The sequence below is a fragment of the Dactylosporangium sp. CA-152071 genome, assembly GCF_050936335.1.
In the GTDB taxonomy this organism is placed as follows: domain Bacteria; phylum Actinomycetota; class Actinomycetes; order Mycobacteriales; family Micromonosporaceae; genus Dactylosporangium; species Dactylosporangium maewongense.
Genome location: NZ_JBNJMZ010000002.1, coordinates 2,040,027 through 2,058,518, shown reverse-complemented (window position 1 = coordinate 2,058,518; position 18,492 = coordinate 2,040,027). Strand labels below are relative to the sequence as shown.

Here is an 18,492-nt window from a genome sequence, read left to right as displayed (position 1 = left end):
GAGCGGGGGTCAGGCGCGGGCGGTGCCGAGCGCGGTCTGGATGGCCTGGACGAGGACGCTGACGACGAGCGCGACCGACGGGCGGATCGAGGACTCCTCCATGCTGACCGTGCCCGTGAAGCCGGCGTTGTCGCTGATCTCCTCCAGCCGCCGGTGCGCCGCCGCGATCTCGTCGCCCGACAGGTAGAGCGCCGGCTCCATCCGCGCCGCCGCGACCAGCGCCGCGAGGGCCGCGGTCCGCTCGTCGGGGACGTCGTCGCCGGTCAGGGCGCGGCCGAGGCGGGCGCGCACCTCGGTCTCCACGGTCGCGTCGGCCATCGGGTAGCGGTGCACGTGGATGAAGCCGAGCTGGACCTCGTCGACGTCGGTGAGGATGCCCCGGGAGCAGAGGTCGGCCAGGACCCGGTCGCGCAGGCCGTGCCGGAGCCGCTGCAGCCACGACGCCGGGGTGTGCGGCGTGTCGCCGACAACCCGGGCGAGGACCTCGTCGGCGATCGGCTCGCCGGTCGGCGCGTCCTTGACGACGACGATCATCCCCCCGGCGTAGGCCAGCCGCCCGGCGAGCGCCAGGTCGACCAGGACGCCCGCGGCCATGCCGAGGTCGAGGCCGATGTGGGAGCCGGTGGCCTTCCCGGTGTCGTCATCGTAGGCGAGCAGGAGCAGCTCCTCCGCCAGTGCAACGGAACTCATGGCTCGGAACGGTAGCGCGCGCCCGCTCGTCCCGCATTACCGTGTCGGATACGTTGCGGAGCGCGACGGCCGGACCCACATGGCGGTGACGACGAGCAGCACGAACCCGGCGCCCATCAGGGCGGTGCTCATGCCGAACGCGGACCGGTAGCCGAAGTGCGCGGCCACGCCGAACAACGGGCCGGCGACGACCGACCCGATCGGGAACGTGTTGGTGTACAACGTGGTGGCCCGCCCCGGCTGACCGGGCAGCAGGTTCTGGACGTACGTGATGCCGACGCCGGAGATGGCCGAGATGAACAGCGCGTTGACCACCTGCCCGGCGGCGAGCACCCACAGGTTGGGCGCGACCCAGGCGATCGCGTAGTAGGCGGTCCCGCACGCTCCGCCGATGAGGATCAGCGTCTGCAGCTTGAAGCGGGTGGTGAGCGCGCCGAGGCCGAGCATCAGCGGGATCTCCAGTGCGGCGCACAGGCCGAGGATCAGACCGGCCCGGGACGCGTCGCTGTGCAGGTCCTGTTCGATGTACAGCGGCAGCGCCTGCACACCGAGCGTCATCGGCACCTGCATCAGCACGAACGCCACGATCGTCAACCACAGCACCCAACGCGGCCCCTCCGGCCCGGCCGCCGCGTCGGCCGAAGGTCCCGCCGCCGCGTCGGCGGAAGGTTCCGCCGTCTTCGAAGGGGCCGGCGCTTCCACCTCCTCGAGCCAGACCACCGCGATCAGGGCGGCGAGGGCATACGTGGCGGCGGCCAGCCCGTACACCAGCCGGAACCCACCGACGTCCAGCAGCACCGCGGCGAGCGCCGGGCCACCGACCCACGAGAGGGAGAACACGGTCCGCAGCGCGCTGATGCCCATCGCCGCCTGGCCGGGACTGTCCCGCTCGAGGATCTGCCGGGCGTACGCGAAGGACTGCGGGAACAGCGAGCCCGCGAACGCGTAGGCGGTCATGCACAGCGCGAACAACACCCAGTAGTCGCGGACGAACATCGCGACCAGGCTGCCCACGACGCCGAACAGGGCGGCGCCGACCAGGATCTTCCGGCGGATCGGCCACCGGTCCGACACCCGGCCGACCACGGAGGAGACCAGCACGCCGGTCAGCGGTGACGCGATGAGGAACACGGTGACCTGGACGGGGTCCGCGTGCACGGCCGTGCTCAGGAACAACGACAGGAACGGGAAGACGACGGCGACGGAGATGCCGACGGCGAAGAACATCAGCCCGAGCGGTAGGAGGGCACGACTGAGCGGCCGCTGGCGCGGCGGAGCGGCCAAGGTCATGGCCGGACTGTACCGCTACAGCCAGACCCCGCGCGACCCCGTTTCACAGGGCTTTCAGGAGCGTGGCCGTACCAGACCGGCATCGAAGGCGGCGATCACCAACTGCGCCCTGTCCCGCGCCGCGAGCTTCGCCATGAGGTGCGTGATGTGCGACTTCACGGTCTTCACCGAGATCGACAGCGCGGTGGCGATCTCGTCGTTGGACAGCCCGCCGCCGATGAGCGTGAGCACCTCGACCTCGCGGCCGGTGAGCCGCCGCAGCGCCGCGGTCGGCCGGTCCGGACGGGGCGCGGCCACGTAGTGCGCGACGAGCCGGGTCAGGATCGACGGCGCGAAGAGCGACTCGCCGCGGTGCGTGCGGCGGATCGCCTCGATCAGCTCGGCGGGCCGGGCGTCCTTGAGCAGGAAGCCGGAGGCGCCCGCGTGCAGGGCCTCGTAGACGTACTCGTCGAGCTCGAACATGCTCAGCACCAGCACGCGCGCCGCGGCCAGCGACGGGTCGGCGCAGATGCGGCGGGTCGCCTGCAGGCCGTCGAGGTGCGGCATCCGCACGTCCATGAGGATCACGTCGGGCCTGGCCGCGCGGGCCTGCGCGACGGCGTCGGCACCGTCGCCCGCCTCGGCGACCACGCGGAGACCCGTCTCGTTGTTGATGATCATCGCGAGGCTGTGGCGGAGCAGCGGCTGGTCGTCGACCAGCATGACCCTGATGTCCGCGATATCCGTCATGTACGTCATGCCGCGTCATCCGGGATCCGCGCGGCGACCCGGAAGCCGCCGCCGACCGGCTCGGCCGTCAGCGTGCCGTCGAGGCTGGTCACCCGCTCCCGCAGGCCCACGAGGCCGTGCCCGGCGCCCGGTGTCGCCCGCCACGCGGGGTCGGACGGCCCGGCGTCGGTCACGGCGGCCACGACGAACCGCCCGTCGCGGTGCACGGCCACCCGGACGTCGGTGGGGCCCGCGTACCGCGCGGCGTTGCTGAGCCCTTCCCGGACGGTCTTGCACACCGCCACCTGCACGCCCTGCGACACCGCGCCGAGCTCCGGGTCGACGGTGAGCCGGGTGCGCAGGCCGGCGACCGCCGCGCTGTCGACGATCGCCGGCAGGTCGTCCAGGCCGTCCAGCGGCGCGCGCAGCCCGGCGGCGGACGGCTCGCGCAGGACCGTCAGCATCCGCCGCAGCTCCGCGGTCGCGTGCCGGCTCGCGTCCTCGATGTCGGTGAGCGCCGCCTCGACCTCCGCCGGCTTCGGCAGGTGCCGGGTCGCCGCGGCGCGGACCGTGATGAGCCCCAGGCCGTGCGAGACGATGTCGTGCAGGTCGCCGGCGATCCGCAGCCGCTCGGCGAGCACCGCCTCCGACGCGGCCCATGCGGTCAGGCGCGACTCGTAGGCGGCCCGGTCGGCGCGGGCGCGGCGCACCGCCCACGCCGCGGCGGCGAGCGCGGCGCCGACCATCGCCCACGGCAGCACGATCCGGCCCGGGCCGTCCCCGCCGACCGTGCACATCACCGCCAACAGCACCATGCCCACGATGACGAGCACCGGCAGGACGCTGGAGCGTCCCGACGGACGCGGATGGGCGTTCACGCCGCCGACTGTAGTGCTCAGACCAGGGTCTGACGGCCCACGGTCGCACGCCGCCCCGACGATCCGAGCCGGGCCCGATGCCCGCGGCCGGGCGCCCCGGTTGACTCGGCCTATGATCACGATCGATCGCGTCAGCAAGCGCAAGGGCAGGGCGCGGGTCCTGCACGACGTCACGTTCGAGGCGCGCCCCGGACGCGTCACCGGATTCCTCGGGCAGAACGGCGCCGGCAAGACCTCGACGCTGCGGGTCCTGCTCGGGCTGGACCGCCCGGAGCACGGCAGCGCGCTCGTGTGCGGCCGCCCGTACCGCGAGCTCGACCGTCCCCTCACCGTCGTCGGCGCGCTGCTGGACGGCAGCGGCGCGCACCGCGCCCGGACCGCCCGCGCGCACCTGCGCTGGGTCGCCGTGAGCAACGGCCTGCCGGTGTCGCGCGCCGACGAGGTGCTCGAGGTCGTCGGCCTCGCCGGCGACGCCCGCAAGCGCGCCGGCCGCTACTCCCTCGGCATGAGCCGCCGGCTCGGCCTGGCGACCGCCCTGCTCGGCGACCCGGCGGTGCTGGTCCTCGACGAGCCCGTCAACGGCCTCGACCCCGCCGGGATCCGGTGGATGCGCGAGTTCCTGCGGGACCGGGCCGCGCGGGGCGGCACCGTGCTGCTTTCCAGCCACCTCATGGGCGAGCTCGCCGAGATCGCCGACGACGTCGTCGTCATCCACCAGGGCCGGATCCTGGTGCAGGGCGGCCTCGCCGAGGTCACCGGCGACCACGCGACCCTCGAGGACGCGTTCCTGGCCCTGACCGCCACCGCGGGTGCGCCGTGGTGAGTGCCTTCCGCTGGGCGGTGGCGGCCGAGGTCCGCAAGCTGCTGGGCCTGCCGACCGCCTGGATCGGCATGGTCCTGGGCACCCTGCTGGCACCCGTCATCGTGCTGCTCAACGCGCCGTACATCCGCCGCGGCATCGACGACGGCACCATCACCGACACGTCCGACCTGGGACTGCAGGACCTCGGCGTCGGGCTCATCGGCCCGATGGTGCTCGGCGTGGTCATCATCAGCAGCGAATACACCAACACCGGCCACGACGCCCCGCGCGCCCGCCAGCTGACCGCGACGCTCGCCGCCGTCCCGGGCCGGCTGCGCCTGCTCGCCGCGAAGGCCACCGCGCTCGTCCTCGTCGCCGCGACCCAGGCCGCGGTCACCGCCGCCGCCGCGCTCACGCTCACCGAGGCCCTGCACGGCGACCGGGTGTCCGCGCCCGCGCCAGGCCGGGTCGCCGCCGCCGTCCTGTACTGGACGCTGATCGCCCTGCTGTCGTTCGCCATCACGCTCATCACGCGCAACGGGATCGTGCCGCTCACGTTCCTCATCGTGAACAGCACCGTCGTCTCCGTGTCGTACCTGCTGACGAAGGTCACCGACGCGGCCGCGTACCTGCCGGACATCGTCGGCGCGCAGATGTTCCTCCACACGCCCGACTTCCCGGTCCGCATCGCCCCGCTCACCGCCGGCCTGGTGATGACGGCGTGGATCGCGGCCCTCCTCGCCGTCGGCGCCGCGCTCTTCCACCGGCGCGACCCGTGACACTGCTGACGCTCCTGCACGCCGAGCTGCGCAAGCTGCTGACGCTGCCGTCGCTGCGGCTGACCGTGCTGCTGACGGTCGCCGTCGCGCTCCTGCTGGCGTCCCTGGACGCGGCGCAGCCCGTCCGCTACGTCCAGGCGGGGTTCCTGGTGCTCGGCGTCCTGGCTACCGCCTCCGAGCACCAGGGCGGCGACCAGATCCGCGCGACCCTCCTCGCCATGCCGCGCCGGCTCCCCCTGTACGCCGCGAAGGTCGTCGCGCTCGCCGTGGTGACGCTGCCGGTCGCCGCGCTGGTCGCCCTCCACTCGACCGTGCACCTGACGCTCACCACCCTGCTCGCCGCGGCCGCCGGCACCCTCGTCCGGCGCACCGAGGCGGCCGTGGTGCTGCTGCTCGTCGTGTACTACGTCGGCCCGCTGCTGCGGACCACCTACACGCCGGACACCGCAGCGGTCGCAGTGGGCACGCTGTTCGCCATCGCCGCGGCCGGATACGTCTTCCACCGCCGGGACGCATGACAAACACTTAAGCCATCACTTGAGCTTTGCTGGTGAGGCGGCTACGGTTAAGTGCATGCTTAAGCATGAGGCGGGGGCGACGGGCCGGGTGTTCCACGCGCTCGCGGACGGCAACCGGCGGGCGGTGATCGAGCGACTGGCCCGCGGTCCGGCGACCGTGAGCGAGCTGGCCGCCCAGCTCGGCGTGACCGTCGCCGCGACGGTCCAGCATCTCCAGGTGCTGCAGGACAGCGGGCTGGTGCGGTCGGAGAAGGCCGGCCGGGTCCGCACCTGCCAGATCGATCCCGCCGGCCTCCGCGACGCCGAGGCGTGGTTGCAGCGCCAGCGCACGACGTGGGAGCACCGCCTGGACCGCCTCGGCGCGGTCCTCGACGACGAGCAGAAGGAGCAAGGATCATGACCGACCACTCGGTGAAGCACAGCACGTTCACGCTGGAGCGGACCTACGCAGCCGCGCCCGCCACGGTCTTCGCGGCCTGGTCCGACCGCGACACGAAGGCGAAGTGGTTCGCGGCCGGGGACGGACGGTATTCGCTGGACTTCCGGGTCGGCGGCACCGAGGCCGTGCACGGCGGCGCCGGGACCGACCTCGTGGCGAGGAGCGAATATCACGACATCGTCCCCGACGAGCGCATCGTGTACACCACGGCCCTGTTCACCGGCAGCGTCCTGTCGACCGTGTCGCTGACCACCGTGCAGCTCGCCCGCGAAGGCGACGGGACCCGCCTGGTGCTCACCGAACAGGGAACCTTCCTGGACGACCAGGAACAGCCCGAGTGGCGCGAGCAGGGCACCGGCGACTGGCTGGACGCCCTCGGCCGTCAGGTGGCCCGGCGATGACGGCCGGCAGCGAGCAGCAGATCCGCGCGCTGCTGGAGACCCGCACCCGCGCCTTCGCCCGCCGGGACGCCGCCACCGCGGCCGCCGGCTACGACGACGACCTAGTGCTGTACGACGCGGTCGGCCCGCTCGTCCGCCGCGGCGAGGACCCGGCCGACCGGTTGGAGCGGTGGATCGCGTCGTACCGCACGGGGATCGGGCACGAGATCCGGGACCTGGAGATCACCGCCGGCGCCGACCTTGCGTTCTGCCACTGCCTGGTCCGGATCAGCGGCACGATGCGGGACGGCACCGAGGTCGGCATGTGGGTGCGCGCGACGAGCTGCCTCCGCCGCCGAGGCGATGCGTGGACGATCGTTCACGAGCACGCGTCGGTGCCCTTCGACGCCGACACCGGCCGCGCCGAGCTTCGCGCCGAGCTCTGACGACGCTCCAGGACCGGGCCGAAGACGTTCTCAGTGAGTTCGATGCCTGGAATTGATTGACCGGTCCCTGCGAAGGGCCGTACGTTGCCGTGAGTGGAACTGTGTTTCTATCAGTGAAACGGTGGGTCCGGCATGGTGTCACTCATCTTCGCGGTGCTGGCGGTCGGCATGGTCGGTGCCGGGGTGGTGGCGGTGCGGCTGCGGGCCTGGCTCGTCGTCGTGGTGGCGGGTGCGCTCGTCTACGACAACACGGTGATCGCGGCCGGGCGGTTCGTCGGTGAAGGGGATGCGCTCGAAGGGCTCAACGCGGGGCGGTTCGTGGGGCACGCGCTGTTCACGCCGCTGCTCATCGTGGTCGGGGCGGGGCTGACCGGGCTGGCCGGGCTGGCAAGGGGCGGGCGCAGGACGCTGACAGCGCTCGCGGCGGTGCTGGTCGGGATCGGGATCTGGGCCGACGTCGTGCGGCTGCGGCTGGTGCCCGAGCGGTACGCCGACACCCTCCGCTACGTCAACGACAACGCGGCCGGGCCGCCGGTGCCGGCGGTCGTGGCGATCCTCGTGCTCATCGGCGTCGGGGTGGTGCTGTGGCGGCGCGACGGATGGCCGTGGCTGCTCGCCGGGGCGGTCGCCATGTTCGCCGCCGCGGCGGCCGGGTTCGCGGTGCCGTGGCTGGGCAACCTGGGCGAGCTCGTGCTGCTGGCGGCGGTGGTGTCAAGCCTGCGACAGACGAGGGAGCGCGTCGCAACCGGATAGACGGGCATAGCGTGTGACGTGACATGCCCGAGTCCGACCGCCGCGCCACCGACCGGCCGCCGCCCGCCGCGGCCGACTTCGACGCGCTCTACGACGCACGCTACGGCGACGTCGTCGCCATGGTCTACGCGCTCGCCGGTGACCTCGCCGAGGCGCAGGACCTCGCCCAGGAAGCGTTCTGCCGCGCCTGGCAACGCTGGGGCGACGTCTCCCGGTTCGACGACCCGCTCGCCTGGATCCGCCGGGTCGCGGCCAACCTCGCCACGTCCCGGTGGCGGCGCGGCCGGGTCGCCCGCGCGTATCTCGGCCGGGAACGCACGACCGACGTCCCAGCGCTGAGCCCCGACCATGTGGCGCTCGTCGCGGCCCTGCGCCGGCTGCCCAGGGAGCAGCGGCGGGCGGTCGTGCTGCACCACCTGATCGAGTTGCTGGTCGCGATCTCCTGCGGCGGCGCGGCGTTCGTGGCGGTGCTCGAACGGCAGACCGACGGGTCGTTCCGCGCCGTCGACGCCGTCCGGCCGCCCGCGGGCACGACCGTGTCGAACTGGTCGCTCGCGAACGGCGTCCTGACGCTGGCCACGGCGTCGGGCCAGGAGGTGCGGTACACCTGGAACGGCGAGTACTTCCAGCGGTGACTACCGGCCCAGCGCCGCACGCGCGAGCTGCTCGTCGTGCGGCCGGGCCAGGTCCCGCGCGACGGCGATGATCCGTTCGAGCTGCGCGGCGGCCTCGTCGCGCAGCCCGGCGGCCCGGCACGTCTCGGCGTAGGCGTGCCGGCAGTCGAGCTCCAGCTGCACCTCGGCGAGCGGTTCGAGCAGCTCCAGGGCGCGCCGGTGGTGCTCCAGGGCCTCGTCGAGCGAGCCCTGTGCGCGCAGCGCGACGCCGAGGGCGTTGTGGCACAGCGCCTGGTTGTGCGCCAGGTTGTGCTCCTCCGCGAGCCGCAGCGCGTCCTGGAGGGTGCGCAGCGCCTCCTCCGGCTCGCCGGTGGCGAGGCCGAGCGTCACGAGCCCCGTGATCCGGCCCGGGCCGGCGGCGAGCTGGACGGACGCCCGCGCGAGCTCGACCGCCTCGGCGGGCCGCCCCAGCCGCAGGGTCACCCAGCCGTCGATGGCCAGCGCCTGCGCCTGGCCCGCGGGCCGGCCGAGCTTCTCGAAGAGCTCGCCGGCCCGCCGCAGCTGCGCCCGCGCCGCCTCGAGGTCGCCGAGGTCGCGGTGGGCCATGCCGGTGCGCAGCGCCAGCCCGGCGGCGGCCTCGTCGTCGTCCGCGGCGGCAGCCTGGGCCTGCTCGTAGGCGGCCATGGCATCGGTCAGCCGGCCCGCGGCGGCGCGGGTGAAGCCGAGGTCCGACAGCAGCGCCACCCGCTCCCGCTCCCGGCCGAGCCGGCCCGCCGCACCGGCCGCCGCCTCCAGCAGCCGGGCCTGGTCGTCGGTGCCGCGGTGGCGGAAGAAGTACACCCGCATCAGCTGCGGCAGCGCGGCGGCGACCTCGTCCGCGCCGATCCGCACGGCGGCGTCGACGCAGGCGACCAGGTTCACGTACTCCAGCTCGAACCAGGCCGTCGCCCGCGCCGGGTCGCCCGGCTCGGGCCGCGGGCGGTGCGGCGAGGGCAGGGTCCGCTCGTGGGCGGCGGCCTGCGCCAGGTAGTGGTCCAGGGCGCGGCGCAGCGCGGCGTCCGACTGGGGCTCCTCGTCGGCGGCGAGGTCCGCGGCGTACTGGCGGATCAGGTCGTGCATCCGGAACCTGCCCGGCGCGACCTCCTGCAGCAGGTGCGCGTCGACGAGCTCGTCGAGGACCGCGCCGACGCCGGAGCGCAGGCCCGCCAGGGCGCCCGCCGTCGAGGCGTCGAAGTCTGCGCCGGGAAGGACTCCCAGCAGCCGGAACACGCGCCGCTGGTCAGCGTCGAGCTGCTGTAGCGACATGCCGAAGACCGCGTCGAACCGGCCGGTGGCGTCGCGCAGCCGCTCGGCGAGCACCGCGACCGTCCAGCCGGGCCGGTGCCGCAGCCGGGCGCCGGCCATCCGCAGCGCGAGCGGCAGCCCGGCGCACTGCTGGAGGACCTGGCCGACGGCGTCCTCCTCGGTGGCGGTGAGCCCGGCCGCGCGGCCGAACAGCCGCGCGGCGTCGCCGTCGGCGAGGGGTTCGAGCGACACCGGCGGCACGCCGTCGAGGCTGACGAGCCGGTTGCGGCTGGTGACGAGGACCGCGGACTTCCCGGCCCCGGGCAGCAGCGGCCGCACCTGCTCGGCGTCGACGGCGTTGTCGAGCACGACGAGCGCCCGCCGGCGGGACAGCTCCGAGCGCCACAGCGCGGCCCGTTCGGTGAGGCCGGCCGGCGGGTGCGTGACGTCCAACGCGGCGAGGAGCCGGCCCAACGCCGCGGGCGGGTCGAGCGGCTCCTGGCCCGGCGTGAACCCGTGCAGGTCCAGGTACAGGCCGCCGTCCGGGTACGCGCCGGCGACCCGGTGCGCGACGTGCACGGCGAGGCTGGTCTTGCCGACCCCGCCCATGCCGTCGACGGCGACCGCGCCGGCGGTGCGCAGCAGCTGCTCGACCAGCGCCGACTCCGCCTTCCGGCCGGTGAAGTCGAACAGGTCGGCGGGCAGGTCGTTGCGGCGGGGCGGGGGAGCGGCGCCGGCCTTGGCCGCCTCCGCCCACACGGCGCGCAGCGGGCGCGGGTCGCGGCCCACCGCCCGGCAGAGCGCGACGACGGCCTCCCACGGCGGCACCAGCTGGCCCGACATGTACCGCGACAGCGACGAGCTGCTCAGGCTCGACTTCGTCGCGAGGGCGCGCAGGCTGAGCCCGCTGAGCTCCTTGATCCGGGCGAGCTGCGCGACGAGGTGTTCCTGCGGGCTCGACACGTGCAACACCGTACCCGTCCCGCCCCACGGGGCCGGCTCAACGGTGCAACGGCCCAGCTCAGCGCCGTCGCGCGTGTCCCACGGTGTCCCACGGACGTCGAGGGACGGGGTGCGTCGCTGGTCAGATGGGTCCTGTCAGCGAGAGCACACAGCAAGGGAGTTCGCGATGTCGACGGAGCGCATGCCCAACCCGGCGGCCCTGATCCCCGGGGCGATGGAGGCCCTCATGGCCCTCACCGGCGCGATCGCCGGCGCCGGGGTGAGCGAGCGGGTGCTGGCGCTGAGCCACCTGCGCGCCAGCCAGATCAACGGCTGCGGGCCGTGCGTCGCGGGCGGCGCCGCCCAGGCCCGCCGGCACGGCGCCGGCGACAACCAGGTCGACGCCGTCGCCGCGTGGCGGGAGACGCCGTGGTTCAGCGACGAGGAGCGGGCGGCGCTCGCCCTCACCGAGTCCGTGACCCGGCTCGCCGACCGGCCCGACGCCGTCCCGGACCAGGTGTGGGACCTGGCCGCGAAGCACTTCGACCACAAGGAGCTGGCGGCGCTGCTGCTGAACATCGCCGTCACCAACGCCTTCAACCGGCTCAACGCCCCGACCCGCCAGCAGGCCGGGCAGTGGTGACCACCCTCGACGTCAGCTCCGACTCCAACTCCGACTTCGACTCCGACTTCAACGAGAGAGGCACGACCATGGCGAACACCGAGAAGTACGACGGCTTCACCACCGCCGAGCGCACCGCGATGAAGGACCGGGCGAAGGAGCTCAAGTCGACCGCGCGGCGCGGTGCCAAGGCGGACACCGAGAGCGAGGTCCTGGCGAAGATCGCCGAGATGTCCGATGCCGACCGCGCCCTCGCCGAGCGCCTCCACGCCATCGTGAAGGAGAGCGCCCCCACGCTGACGTCGAAGCTCTGGTACGGGATGCCCGCCTACGCCCGCGACGGCAAGGTCCTGTGCTTCTTCCAGAGCGCCGCCAAGTTCAAGACCCGCTACGCCGTCCTCGGCTTCAGCGACGAGGCCCAGCTGGACGACGGCACCATGTGGCCCACGTACTACGCGCTGACCACCCTGTCCGCCGACGACGAGGCCCGCATCGCCGCCCTGCTCAAGCAGGCCGTCGGCTGAAGCCAGTCGCTGCTGGTTCGCCATGCCGCCAGAAGGCCCCCTCCCCAGGGGGCCTTCCGCGGTGGGGCACGGGCATCATGCGTGAGATGCGGAGCAGGGTGTTCGGTGAGGTCGCGGAGCTGTACGACGCCGGGCGGCCCGGCTACTGCGACGACATGGTCGACGAGGTCCTCGCCTACGCCGCGCTGGGTGCGCGGCCGGCGGCCGAGATCGGGGCCGGCACCGGCAAGGCGACGGTCCAGTTCGCGGCCCGCGGTGTCCCGGTCGTCTGCGTGGAGCCCGACGAGCGGATGGCCGAGGTGCTCCGTCGCAACACCGCCGGGCACGGTGCGGTGACGGTCGAGGTGAGCGCGTTCGAGGATTGGCAGCGCGCCGGCCGGCGCTTCGGGCTGCTGTACGCGGCGACGTCCTGGCACTGGACGGACCCGGGCCGCCGGTGGGATCTGGTGCACGCCGCCCTGGAGCCGGGCGGCACACTCGCGCTGTTCTGGAACCCGCACGGCGTCGTGGACGCCGGGCTGCAGGCGGAGCTGGCCGAGATCGACCGCCGGCACGGTGTGGAGCACTCACCGCACGACGCGGTCGCGTCCTTCTACGGCGACGTGCCGGGGGCGTGGACCGGTGAGGAAGGTTGGCCGCTGGAGGAGTGCCTGCGCGACGGGCGCTTCGCTGACCTGCGGTCGGTGCGGTTCCGGGACCATGTCAGCTACGACACCGGCCGCTACCTGGCCTACCTGACCTCGATCTCCGCCTACCGGATCCTGCCCGTCGCCGACCGTGAGCTGGCCCTTTCGGAGACCGCGCGGGTGCTGGACGCCAACGGCGGCGGGATCGACATGGTGCGCCTGAGCGACCTGTTCCTCGCCCGGGCCGCGTAGTTACTCGCAGAAGACGCGGACCTTGGCGTCGGGCTGGTCGACGTCGACGGTCATCTCGTCGAGGTGCTCGATGAGCGCCTCGAGCTGCTCGGGCTTGAGCTGGGTCAGGTCGAACGGCACGCCCGACTTGTGCATCTCGGCGTTGGCGTGCTGGAGCGCCTGCGGCGGGATGAGCGCCACCAGCTTCACGCCGGCACGCAGCAGCTGCAGCGGCACGCGGACGTTGACGCGGCCCGGCTCGCCGCCCTCGAGGGTGTCGACCAGCACCCGCAGGTACTTGGGCTTGCCCTTCGGCCGGGCCTCGGGGAGGGTCGCGACGGGCGGCTGGTCGCGCTCCAGCGCGGCGATGAGCTGCTCCGCCTCGTCGACGGTGATCTTGCCCGCGGCGAGCATGTCGAGGATGTCCTTGCGTTGCTCGTTCATGGTTGACGCTCCTATCGGATGGAGACGAGGAAGGCCGTGTGGCCGTCCTTGATGTCGACCCGGGTGCCCGGCAGCGCGGAGACGATGCGCCAGCCGGTGCCCAGGGTCCGTGGCACGCTGATGCGGAAGACGATGCAGGCGATGATCCCGCCCAGCAACGCCAGCACCAGCAGCGGCGCCAGGATCAGCGCCACGGGCAGCACCGGGATCCAGAGCCGGACGGGCCGGCGGTGCCGCCGGTCGACCCGCACCGTGAGCAGCTGCGGCATCATGTGCGACCGTCCAGTTCGGACAGTGCCTGCTGCGCGGTGATCTCACCGCGCCGCAGCCGGTCGATGACGTCGGCCCGCGACGGCCGCGGATCGGTCTCGACGAAGTCGAGGGACTGCGTGATCCTGTTCAGCCGCGCCTTGATCGTCGGGTAGCTCACCCCGAAGATCCGCTCCATCTCCTTGATGGAGCCGTGGCACCGCACGAACGCCGTGACGAAGACCTGGTCCTCGACGTTGAGCTGGGCCAGCTGCGGCAGCTCGAACCGGCCCTCGATCGCGACGTCGCTGTCGGCCAGCCGCACCCGCTCCACGACGAACGGCCGGCCCCGGGTCAGGTTCGTCAGTTCCTGCCAGTCCATCGCCTGCTCTGTCATACCTGAAGTATGCACGCGCCATGGATTAACTTTCAAGAAGTTGATCTTAAGATTTTTAATTACCCCCTCTGGAGGGCAGTCGCGATCCTGACAGCGGGGAACGGCGCCGCCCGGCGGCCGGTCAGAGCTGCCATGAGACGCAGATTCGCCGCAGCCGCCGTCGTGACCGTCCTCGCCGCCGCCGGCTGCGACGGCGGAGCGGCCCGGCCGAGCCCGAACTCAAGCCCGAACCCGAGCCCGGAGCCGTCGTTGGCGGCCGTCGGCGGGCCCGTCCCGTTCAGCGTCAAACTCGGCGCGGGCCAACGGCTCATCCCGCTGTCGCCGGGGCCGCAGGGCTGCCCGGGCGTCGACACGCGGGTGCACCTCGGCGACGGCCGGCTCGTCCGGTTCACGGCCTACGCGACCGGCTGCCCGCTGCCGGACGACCCCCGGCGCATCAACGGGCGGCACGGCGTCTACCGCAGCACCGCGGACATCCCCGCCGACCTCCGCGCCGGCGCGACCAGCATCCAGACGCCGCTGGGCGAGGCGACGGCGTTCACCCAGGACTACTCGGAGTACACCAACTCCGCCAACCACTACACGGAGCCGGTCGCCGTGATCACGCTCGCCCGGCCGGCGGATCCGGCGTACCAGACGCTCACCGTCATCGCGGAGAAGGGCACGTTGCCGATGGACGAGCTCGCCACCGTCCTGCGTGAGCAGCTGCTGGCACCCTGAGCCCGACGCGAGGCACGGCTCAGCGCAGCGGCCCGCACTGGCCGCAGGTGCAGATGGAGCCGGTCGTGCATCCCGGCGCCGTTCTTGAAGTACCAGGCGTCCATCGCCGGGCCGAGCTCCCGCAGCGCCGCGTCGTCGACCCCGGCGCGCGCCTCCGGGCTGCCGAGGGCGCCGGTCAGGTCCCACAGTCCCGCGTACGCGTCGAGCATCCGCTCGGTGGTCTTCTGCCGGACGTTGCGGCGGTAGCTGTGCCCCAGCCAGAGACCGGGCACGCCGAGCACCACCGCGACAAGCACCTGCGTGTCCAAACACCGCCCCCTCGGTCCGCGCCCACCGGCCGCAGCGACATCATCGCAGCATCGCCGGCGGACGTGGGGGCACGTCGATGGGCGGGATCAGGGCGACACCGGCACCGAAGCCATGATCGGCTCGACGAGCTGGCCCATGTGCTTGAGGTTGGCGAGGCGCTCCAGCAGCACGTCGGTCACGTACATGCCGCGGCCGACCAGGACCAGACCGCCCGAGGTCAGCACGTCCTCGGCGATGCGCATGCCGGCGTCGAGCTGGCCGACCGTGCAGGCCTGCACGACCTCCTGCGCCTCGACCACCTGCAGGAGCCGCCGCAGCGCGGCCAGCACCGCCGGGTTGTGCCTCGGGTCGCGGTCGAGGATGACCAGGGCGCTCGCGGTCGTCAGGCCGCGCCGCTCCAGCAGCCGGACGCCGGCCCCGCCCTGGACCGCATCCGCACCGAGTACACCGAGGTCGCCGCCGTCTGCGAGGCCCTCGCCGGCGAGTTGAGCCGCTCCGCGCCCTGACCCGGGCGCCCGCCGCGGTCCCTCGCGATCCGCTCAGCGCGGGACGAGGCCGCACTCGTAGGCGACGACGACGAGCTGGGCGCGGTCGTGGGCGCCGAGCTTCGTCATCGAGCGGTTGATGTGGGTCTTCACCGTGTGCGGGCTGACCCGCAGATGGGCGGCGATCTCGTCGTTGGACAGGCCCGTCGCCACCAGGCCGACGATCTCCCGCTCGCGGCCGGTCAGCAGGTCCACCAGCGGCGCCGCGTCGAGACGGCGGCGGGCGGCGGGGGCGGGCTCGGCCAGGAAGCGGGCGATCAGGGCGCGGGTCGCCGCCGGCGAGAGCAGCTGCTCGCCGCGGTGCACGGTGCGGATCGCGGCGAGCAGCTCCGCCGGCTCGGCGCTCTTGCCGAGGAAGCCGCCGGCGCCGGCGCGCAGGGCCTGGAACACGTACTCGTCGACCTCGAACGTGGTGAGGATGAGCACCCGAACGCCGGCGAGGTCCGGGTCGGCGGTGATCAGCCGGGTCGCGGCCAGGCCGTCGAGGTCGGGCATGCGGATGTCCATGAGCACCACGTCGGCGCGGGCGGAGCGGGCCAGCTCGACCGCCTCGCGCCCGGTGGCGGCCTCACCCACGACGGTCACGTCGTCGGCCGAGTCGACGAACACCCGGAACCCGCTGCGGATCAGCGGCTGGTCGTCGGCCAGCACCACCCGGATCACCGAGCCTCCAGCGGCAGCACCGCGGTCAGCCGGTAACCGCCGGCGGGGCGCGGGCCGGCCTCCAGCGACCCGCCGAGCGCCGACACCCGCTCCCGCATCCCGACCAGCCCGACACCGGGCGTTGCCGCCTTCCGCGGGTGCGCCGCCGGTGCGTTCTCAACCCGGATCGTGAGGGCATCTCCAGTCCGTTGCAGCAGGAGGTGTACGGCCACCGCCCCGGCATGCTTGCAGACGTTGGTGAGCGCCTCCTGCACCACCCGGTACGCGGTCAGGTCGACAGGCACCGGCAGGTCGAGCGCGTCGCCCAGCCCCGACGCCGACACGGCCAGCCCGGACCGGCGGAACGTGTCGAGCAGGTCGGGCAGGCCCGTCAGCCCCGGCACCGGATCGACCGGCGCGAGCTGGTCACCCGGCTGGCGCAGCAGGCCGATCGTGTCGCGTAGCTCGCCGAGCGCGGTCCGGCTCGCGTGCCGTACATGGGTGAGCGCCTCCCGGGCCCGGCCGGGCTGCGCGTCGAGCAGGTGCGCGGCCACGCCCGCCTGCACGTTGATCAGCGCCAGCTGGTGCCCGACGGCGTCGTGCAGGTCGCGGGCGATCCGCAGCCGCTCGTCGGTGACGCGGCGGCGGGCGTCGGCGTCACGGTCGCGTTCGGCGCGCAGCGCCCGCGCCTCCACCTCCGCCAGGTACTCCCGCCGGCTGCGGGCACCGTCGCCGGCGGCCACGGCCAGCCCGCCGAGCGCGGCGAGCGCGAGGTTCTCCGCGCCGAGCCACGACGCCGGCTTCGCCAGCATGTGCAGGCCGGCGAACGCGGACACCGCCAGGACCCCGATCGTCAGCGCGCGCCGGCGGCTGGCCGACTCCGCGACCGTGTACAGAGCGATGAGCGGCGCGGCCAGGATCAGCATGCCGTTCGCCGTCTCGTGGTTGAACACCAGGTACGCCTCCGCGGCGACCGAGCTGACCAGGAACGTGTGCAGCGGCCACCGCCGCCGCAGCGCCAGCACCAGGCACGCGACCGCCGCGACCAGCGTCGCCGTCACGTCCAGCGGCGCGGCGTGCGGCGTGCCGTGGGTGGTCGCCAGCACCACGACCCCGACGACGAGCCCGATGGCCAGATCGACGGCACGGTCGACGGCCGGGTCGATGCGCATGCCCACACGGTAGGCCGGTGCTACCGCGTGGACATCCCGCAGCCGCGGTATGCGGGATGCCGCCGCTGCGGGACGACTTCTCCGGCCCCGGCGGCGATCGTTGGCGGCATGACAGCAGTCCACGTCCGAGAGCTGGCCAAGCGGTACCGGGGTGTCCGCGCGGTCGACGCCCTCACCTTCGACGTCCCCGCCGGCTCGGTCACCGGCTTCCTCGGCCCCAACGGCGCCGGCAAGACCACCACCCTGCGCATGCTGCTGGGCCTGGCCCGGCCGACCAGCGGCACCGCCCTCATCGACGGCCGCGCCTACCACGACCTCGCCGAGCCGCGCCGGACCGTCGGCGCCGTCCTCGAGTCCGGCGGCTTCCACCCGGGCCGCACCGGCCGCGACCACCTGCGGATCCTCGCCGGCTCGGCGCGGCTGCCGATGGCCCGCGTCGACGCGGTCCTCGACGAGGTCGACCTGACCGGCGCCGCCGACCGGCGGGTCCGCACGTACTCCCTCGGCATGCGCCAGCGGCTCGGCCTCGCCGGCGCCCTGCTCGGCGACCCCGGGCTGCTCGTGCTCGACGAGCCCGCCAACGGCCTCGACCCGGCCGGCATGTCCTGGCTGCGCGGCCTGCTGCGGCGGCGGGCGGCCGCCGGCGGGACGGTGATCGTCTCCAGCCACGTGCTGTCGGAGATCGCGCAGACCGCCGACCACGCCGTCATCGTCGGCGCCGGCCGCCTGCGCCACGCCGGCCCCGTCGGCGACGACCTGGAGCGCACCTTCCTGGCGGTGACCTCGAATGCGAACTGAACTGCGCAAACTCGCCACCGTCCGGACCCCGTGGCTGCTGCTGGCCGCCACCGTGGCCCTCGTCGTGCTCGGCGCGAGCGGCCGGCTGTCCGGCCACCCCGACGACGTCGCCGGCGCCGCCGCGCACGTGGGGCTCGTCGCCCTGTTCCCGCTGATCCTCGGCGTGATCGCGGTCGCCGGCGAGTACCGGCACCGCACCGTCGCCGACACCTACCTGTCCACGCCGCGCCGCGAGCGGGTGTTGCTGGACAAGCTCGCCGTGCACACGCTGCTCGGCGCCGGCTTCGGCGTGGCCGCCTCCGTGACGGCCCTCGCCACGATCGCGGCGTGGGGCTCCTGGACGTCGTCGACGCTCGACGACGTGTGGCCGACCCTCGCCGGCGACGTCGGGTGGAACGCCGCCTTCGCGGCGATCGGCGTCGGGCTCGGCGCCCTGGTCCGCAACCAGATCGCCGCGGTCGCCGGCGCCCTCGCCTGGCTCGCCCTGATCGAGGGCGTCGCGGCCGAGCTGATCGGCACCGACGCGGCCCGCTGGCTGCCGTTCCGGGCCGGCAGCGCCCTGGGCCGGCTCCCGGCGGCCACCGGCCTGGACCAGTGGACGGCCGCCGCGGTCCTCGCCGGCTACGCCGCGGCCTTCACGATCGCCGCCGTCGCCGCCCAACGCCGCGACCCGATGTGAGTCGATGCGTC

The 18,492-nt window shown here is 73.8% G+C and carries 26 protein-coding genes; 15 read left to right on the top strand and 11 right to left on the bottom strand.

Translation table 11 applies throughout. The features are described 5' to 3' along the window. Positions 1-9 precede the first annotated feature (9 nt). Genes ACQEVZ_RS49090 through ACQEVZ_RS49075 form a run of 4 tightly spaced genes read right to left on the bottom strand, consistent with a single transcriptional unit; the run spans position 10 to position 3,566 of the window. Positions 10-690 (bottom strand): GOLPH3/VPS74 family protein, encoded by a 681-nt coding sequence (locus ACQEVZ_RS49090; protein ID WP_344499812.1) that lies wholly within the window; start codon positions 688-690, stop codon positions 10-12. A gap of 36 nt (positions 691-726) precedes the next feature. Continuing rightward, on the bottom strand, positions 727-1,980 hold the full coding sequence (locus tag ACQEVZ_RS49085) for a sugar efflux transporter (protein ID WP_433381716.1): 1,254 nt from the start codon (positions 1,978-1,980) through the stop codon (positions 727-729). 54 nt (positions 1,981-2,034) lie between these two features. Beyond that, entirely contained in the window at positions 2,035-2,682 is a 648-nt protein-coding gene (locus ACQEVZ_RS49080; RefSeq protein WP_354894664.1) for a response regulator transcription factor, read from the bottom strand. 32 nt (positions 2,683-2,714) lie between these two features. Then, positions 2,715-3,566, bottom strand: a complete 852-nt coding sequence (locus ACQEVZ_RS49075) for a sensor histidine kinase (RefSeq protein WP_433381713.1) — start codon at positions 3,564-3,566, stop codon at positions 2,715-2,717. A gap of 112 nt (positions 3,567-3,678) precedes the next feature. On the opposite strand from ACQEVZ_RS49075, the gene ACQEVZ_RS49070 reads away from it, so the two are divergent. The 8 genes from ACQEVZ_RS49070 to ACQEVZ_RS49035 all read left to right on the top strand — a co-directional run bounded on the left by ACQEVZ_RS49070 (position 3,679) and on the right by ACQEVZ_RS49035 (position 8,318). Further along, positions 3,679-4,389: an ABC transporter ATP-binding protein gene (locus ACQEVZ_RS49070; protein WP_433381710.1), complete on the top strand. Its 711-nt coding sequence runs from the start codon at positions 3,679-3,681 to the stop codon at positions 4,387-4,389. After that, on the top strand, positions 4,386-5,147 hold the full coding sequence (locus ACQEVZ_RS49065) for a hypothetical protein (protein WP_433381707.1): 762 nt from the start codon (positions 4,386-4,388) through the stop codon (positions 5,145-5,147). The genes ACQEVZ_RS49070 and ACQEVZ_RS49065 overlap by 4 nt, the downstream gene beginning before the upstream one ends. Further along, a complete protein-coding gene (locus ACQEVZ_RS49060) occupies positions 5,144-5,665 on the top strand; it encodes a hypothetical protein (protein ID WP_433381704.1) in 522 nt (173 codons plus the stop codon). The genes ACQEVZ_RS49065 and ACQEVZ_RS49060 overlap by 4 nt, the downstream gene beginning before the upstream one ends. 55 nt (positions 5,666-5,720) lie before the next feature. Then, complete coding sequence (locus ACQEVZ_RS49055; protein ID WP_433381701.1) at positions 5,721-6,065, top strand: ArsR/SmtB family transcription factor; 345 nt, start codon at positions 5,721-5,723, stop codon at positions 6,063-6,065. Next, on the top strand, positions 6,062-6,505 hold the full coding sequence (locus tag ACQEVZ_RS49050) for an SRPBCC domain-containing protein (RefSeq protein WP_433381698.1): 444 nt from the start codon (positions 6,062-6,064) through the stop codon (positions 6,503-6,505). The genes ACQEVZ_RS49055 and ACQEVZ_RS49050 overlap by 4 nt, the downstream gene beginning before the upstream one ends. After that, positions 6,502-6,930: a YybH family protein gene (locus tag ACQEVZ_RS49045; RefSeq protein WP_433381695.1), complete on the top strand. Its 429-nt coding sequence runs from the start codon at positions 6,502-6,504 to the stop codon at positions 6,928-6,930. Before ACQEVZ_RS49050 ends, ACQEVZ_RS49045 begins: the two co-directional genes overlap by 4 nt. 132 nt (positions 6,931-7,062) lie before the next feature. Continuing rightward, positions 7,063-7,683 carry a hypothetical protein gene (locus ACQEVZ_RS49040; protein ID WP_433381692.1) on the top strand — a complete coding sequence of 207 codons (621 nt, stop codon included), beginning with the start codon at positions 7,063-7,065 and terminating at the stop codon, positions 7,681-7,683. Positions 7,684-7,706: 23 nt separating this feature from the next. Beyond that, entirely contained in the window at positions 7,707-8,318 is a 612-nt protein-coding gene (locus ACQEVZ_RS49035; RefSeq protein ID WP_433381689.1) for a sigma factor, read from the top strand. Here ACQEVZ_RS49035 and ACQEVZ_RS49030 read toward each other — a convergent pair whose 3' ends face one another. Next, entirely contained in the window at positions 8,319-10,544 is a 2,226-nt protein-coding gene (locus ACQEVZ_RS49030) for an ATP-binding protein (RefSeq protein ID WP_433381686.1), read from the bottom strand. It abuts the gene before it with no gap. Positions 10,545-10,710: 166 nt separating this feature from the next. Here ACQEVZ_RS49030 and ACQEVZ_RS49025 point away from each other — a divergent pair, with 166 nt between their 5' ends. The 3 genes from ACQEVZ_RS49025 (at position 10,711) to ACQEVZ_RS49015 (ending at position 12,547) form a co-directional block, all read left to right on the top strand. Further along, positions 10,711-11,166, top strand: coding sequence for a carboxymuconolactone decarboxylase family protein (locus ACQEVZ_RS49025; RefSeq protein ID WP_433381683.1), 456 nt, complete (start codon positions 10,711-10,713; stop codon positions 11,164-11,166). A 68-nt stretch (positions 11,167-11,234) separates the two neighbouring features. Continuing rightward, a complete protein-coding gene (locus tag ACQEVZ_RS49020; RefSeq protein ID WP_344500722.1) occupies positions 11,235-11,669 on the top strand; it encodes an iron chaperone in 435 nt (144 codons plus the stop codon). 86 nt (positions 11,670-11,755) lie between these two features. Then, complete coding sequence (locus ACQEVZ_RS49015; protein WP_344499840.1) at positions 11,756-12,547, top strand: class I SAM-dependent methyltransferase; 792 nt, start codon at positions 11,756-11,758, stop codon at positions 12,545-12,547. On the opposite strand, the gene ACQEVZ_RS49010 is transcribed toward ACQEVZ_RS49015, so the two are convergent. From ACQEVZ_RS49010 to ACQEVZ_RS49000, 3 genes are read right to left on the bottom strand one after another with little or no spacing between them, the layout of a single operon-like run. Further along, entirely contained in the window at positions 12,548-12,970 is a 423-nt protein-coding gene (locus tag ACQEVZ_RS49010; RefSeq protein ID WP_344499842.1) for an SHOCT-like domain-containing protein, read from the bottom strand. It abuts the gene before it with no gap. An 11-nt stretch (positions 12,971-12,981) separates the two neighbouring features. Continuing rightward, positions 12,982-13,242 (bottom strand): hypothetical protein, encoded by a 261-nt coding sequence (locus ACQEVZ_RS49005; RefSeq protein ID WP_433381679.1) that lies wholly within the window; start codon positions 13,240-13,242, stop codon positions 12,982-12,984. Further along, positions 13,239-13,616 carry a DUF2089 domain-containing protein gene (locus ACQEVZ_RS49000; RefSeq protein WP_344499845.1) on the bottom strand — a complete coding sequence of 126 codons (378 nt, stop codon included), beginning with the start codon at positions 13,614-13,616 and terminating at the stop codon, positions 13,239-13,241. The genes ACQEVZ_RS49005 and ACQEVZ_RS49000 overlap by 4 nt, the downstream gene beginning before the upstream one ends. 132 nt (positions 13,617-13,748) lie before the next feature. Between ACQEVZ_RS49000 and ACQEVZ_RS48995 the strand changes: the two genes are divergently transcribed. After that, positions 13,749-14,336: a hypothetical protein gene (locus tag ACQEVZ_RS48995; RefSeq protein WP_433381676.1), complete on the top strand. Its 588-nt coding sequence runs from the start codon at positions 13,749-13,751 to the stop codon at positions 14,334-14,336. A 395-nt stretch (positions 14,337-14,731) separates the two neighbouring features. Here the strand turns inward: ACQEVZ_RS48995 and ACQEVZ_RS48990 are convergent, their stop codons facing one another. Beyond that, positions 14,732-14,974: a hypothetical protein gene (locus tag ACQEVZ_RS48990; RefSeq protein WP_433381673.1), complete on the bottom strand. Its 243-nt coding sequence runs from the start codon at positions 14,972-14,974 to the stop codon at positions 14,732-14,734. Positions 14,975-14,983: 9 nt separating this feature from the next. Between ACQEVZ_RS48990 and ACQEVZ_RS48985 the strand changes: the two genes are divergently transcribed. Next, positions 14,984-15,151, top strand: coding sequence for a hypothetical protein (locus ACQEVZ_RS48985; RefSeq protein ID WP_433381671.1), 168 nt, complete (start codon positions 14,984-14,986; stop codon positions 15,149-15,151). Positions 15,152-15,184: 33 nt separating this feature from the next. Here the strand turns inward: ACQEVZ_RS48985 and ACQEVZ_RS48980 are convergent, their stop codons facing one another. Both ACQEVZ_RS48980 and ACQEVZ_RS48975 read right to left on the bottom strand, forming a co-directional pair. After that, complete coding sequence (locus tag ACQEVZ_RS48980) at positions 15,185-15,853, bottom strand: response regulator transcription factor (protein ID WP_344499852.1); 669 nt, start codon at positions 15,851-15,853, stop codon at positions 15,185-15,187. Then, the gene (locus ACQEVZ_RS48975) at positions 15,850-17,004 is read right to left on the bottom strand and encodes a sensor histidine kinase (RefSeq protein ID WP_433381667.1); all 1,155 of its coding nucleotides are present in this window, start codon (positions 17,002-17,004) and stop codon (positions 15,850-15,852) included. The genes ACQEVZ_RS48980 and ACQEVZ_RS48975 overlap by 4 nt, the downstream gene beginning before the upstream one ends. A gap of 108 nt (positions 17,005-17,112) precedes the next feature. On the opposite strand from ACQEVZ_RS48975, the gene ACQEVZ_RS48970 reads away from it, so the two are divergent. Further along, positions 17,113-17,802: an ATP-binding cassette domain-containing protein gene (locus ACQEVZ_RS48970; protein WP_433381664.1), complete on the top strand. Its 690-nt coding sequence runs from the start codon at positions 17,113-17,115 to the stop codon at positions 17,800-17,802. Beyond that, on the top strand, positions 17,792-18,481 hold the full coding sequence (locus ACQEVZ_RS48965) for an ABC transporter permease (protein WP_433381661.1): 690 nt from the start codon (positions 17,792-17,794) through the stop codon (positions 18,479-18,481). The genes ACQEVZ_RS48970 and ACQEVZ_RS48965 overlap by 11 nt, the downstream gene beginning before the upstream one ends. The last annotated feature ends 11 nt before the right edge of the window (positions 18,482-18,492 follow it).

Excerpts from the sequence above, each read along its gene's own strand:
- ACQEVZ_RS49090 (WP_344499812.1), bottom strand. The coding sequence starts at position 690 with ATGAGTTCCGTTGCACTGGCGGAGGAGCTGCTCCTGCTCGCCTACGAT.
- ACQEVZ_RS49085 (WP_433381716.1), bottom strand. The coding sequence starts at position 1,980 with ATGACCTTGGCCGCTCCGCCGCGCCAGCGGCCGCTCAGTCGTGCCCTC.
- ACQEVZ_RS49080 (WP_354894664.1), bottom strand. The coding sequence starts at position 2,682 with ATGCTGGTCGACGACCAGCCGCTGCTCCGCCACAGCCTCGCGATGATC.
- ACQEVZ_RS49070 (WP_433381710.1), top strand. The coding sequence starts at position 3,679 with ATGATCACGATCGATCGCGTCAGCAAGCGCAAGGGCAGGGCGCGGGTC.
- ACQEVZ_RS49055 (WP_433381701.1), top strand. The coding sequence starts at position 5,721 with ATGCTTAAGCATGAGGCGGGGGCGACGGGCCGGGTGTTCCACGCGCTC.
- ACQEVZ_RS49050 (WP_433381698.1), top strand. The coding sequence starts at position 6,062 with ATGACCGACCACTCGGTGAAGCACAGCACGTTCACGCTGGAGCGGACC.
- ACQEVZ_RS49045 (WP_433381695.1), top strand. The coding sequence starts at position 6,502 with ATGACGGCCGGCAGCGAGCAGCAGATCCGCGCGCTGCTGGAGACCCGC.
- ACQEVZ_RS49040 (WP_433381692.1), top strand. The coding sequence starts at position 7,063 with ATGGTGTCACTCATCTTCGCGGTGCTGGCGGTCGGCATGGTCGGTGCC.
- ACQEVZ_RS49035 (WP_433381689.1), top strand. The coding sequence starts at position 7,707 with ATGCCCGAGTCCGACCGCCGCGCCACCGACCGGCCGCCGCCCGCCGCG.
- ACQEVZ_RS49025 (WP_433381683.1), top strand. The coding sequence starts at position 10,711 with ATGTCGACGGAGCGCATGCCCAACCCGGCGGCCCTGATCCCCGGGGCG.
- ACQEVZ_RS49020 (WP_344500722.1), top strand. The coding sequence starts at position 11,235 with ATGGCGAACACCGAGAAGTACGACGGCTTCACCACCGCCGAGCGCACC.
- ACQEVZ_RS49015 (WP_344499840.1), top strand. The coding sequence starts at position 11,756 with ATGCGGAGCAGGGTGTTCGGTGAGGTCGCGGAGCTGTACGACGCCGGG.
- ACQEVZ_RS49010 (WP_344499842.1), bottom strand. The coding sequence starts at position 12,970 with ATGAACGAGCAACGCAAGGACATCCTCGACATGCTCGCCGCGGGCAAG.
- ACQEVZ_RS49005 (WP_433381679.1), bottom strand. The coding sequence starts at position 13,242 with ATGATGCCGCAGCTGCTCACGGTGCGGGTCGACCGGCGGCACCGCCGG.
- ACQEVZ_RS49000 (WP_344499845.1), bottom strand. The coding sequence starts at position 13,616 with ATGACAGAGCAGGCGATGGACTGGCAGGAACTGACGAACCTGACCCGG.
- ACQEVZ_RS48995 (WP_433381676.1), top strand. The coding sequence starts at position 13,749 with ATGAGACGCAGATTCGCCGCAGCCGCCGTCGTGACCGTCCTCGCCGCC.
- ACQEVZ_RS48975 (WP_433381667.1), bottom strand. The coding sequence starts at position 17,004 with ATGCGCATCGACCCGGCCGTCGACCGTGCCGTCGATCTGGCCATCGGG.
- ACQEVZ_RS48970 (WP_433381664.1), top strand. The coding sequence starts at position 17,113 with ATGACAGCAGTCCACGTCCGAGAGCTGGCCAAGCGGTACCGGGGTGTC.
- ACQEVZ_RS48965 (WP_433381661.1), top strand. The coding sequence starts at position 17,792 with ATGCGAACTGAACTGCGCAAACTCGCCACCGTCCGGACCCCGTGGCTG.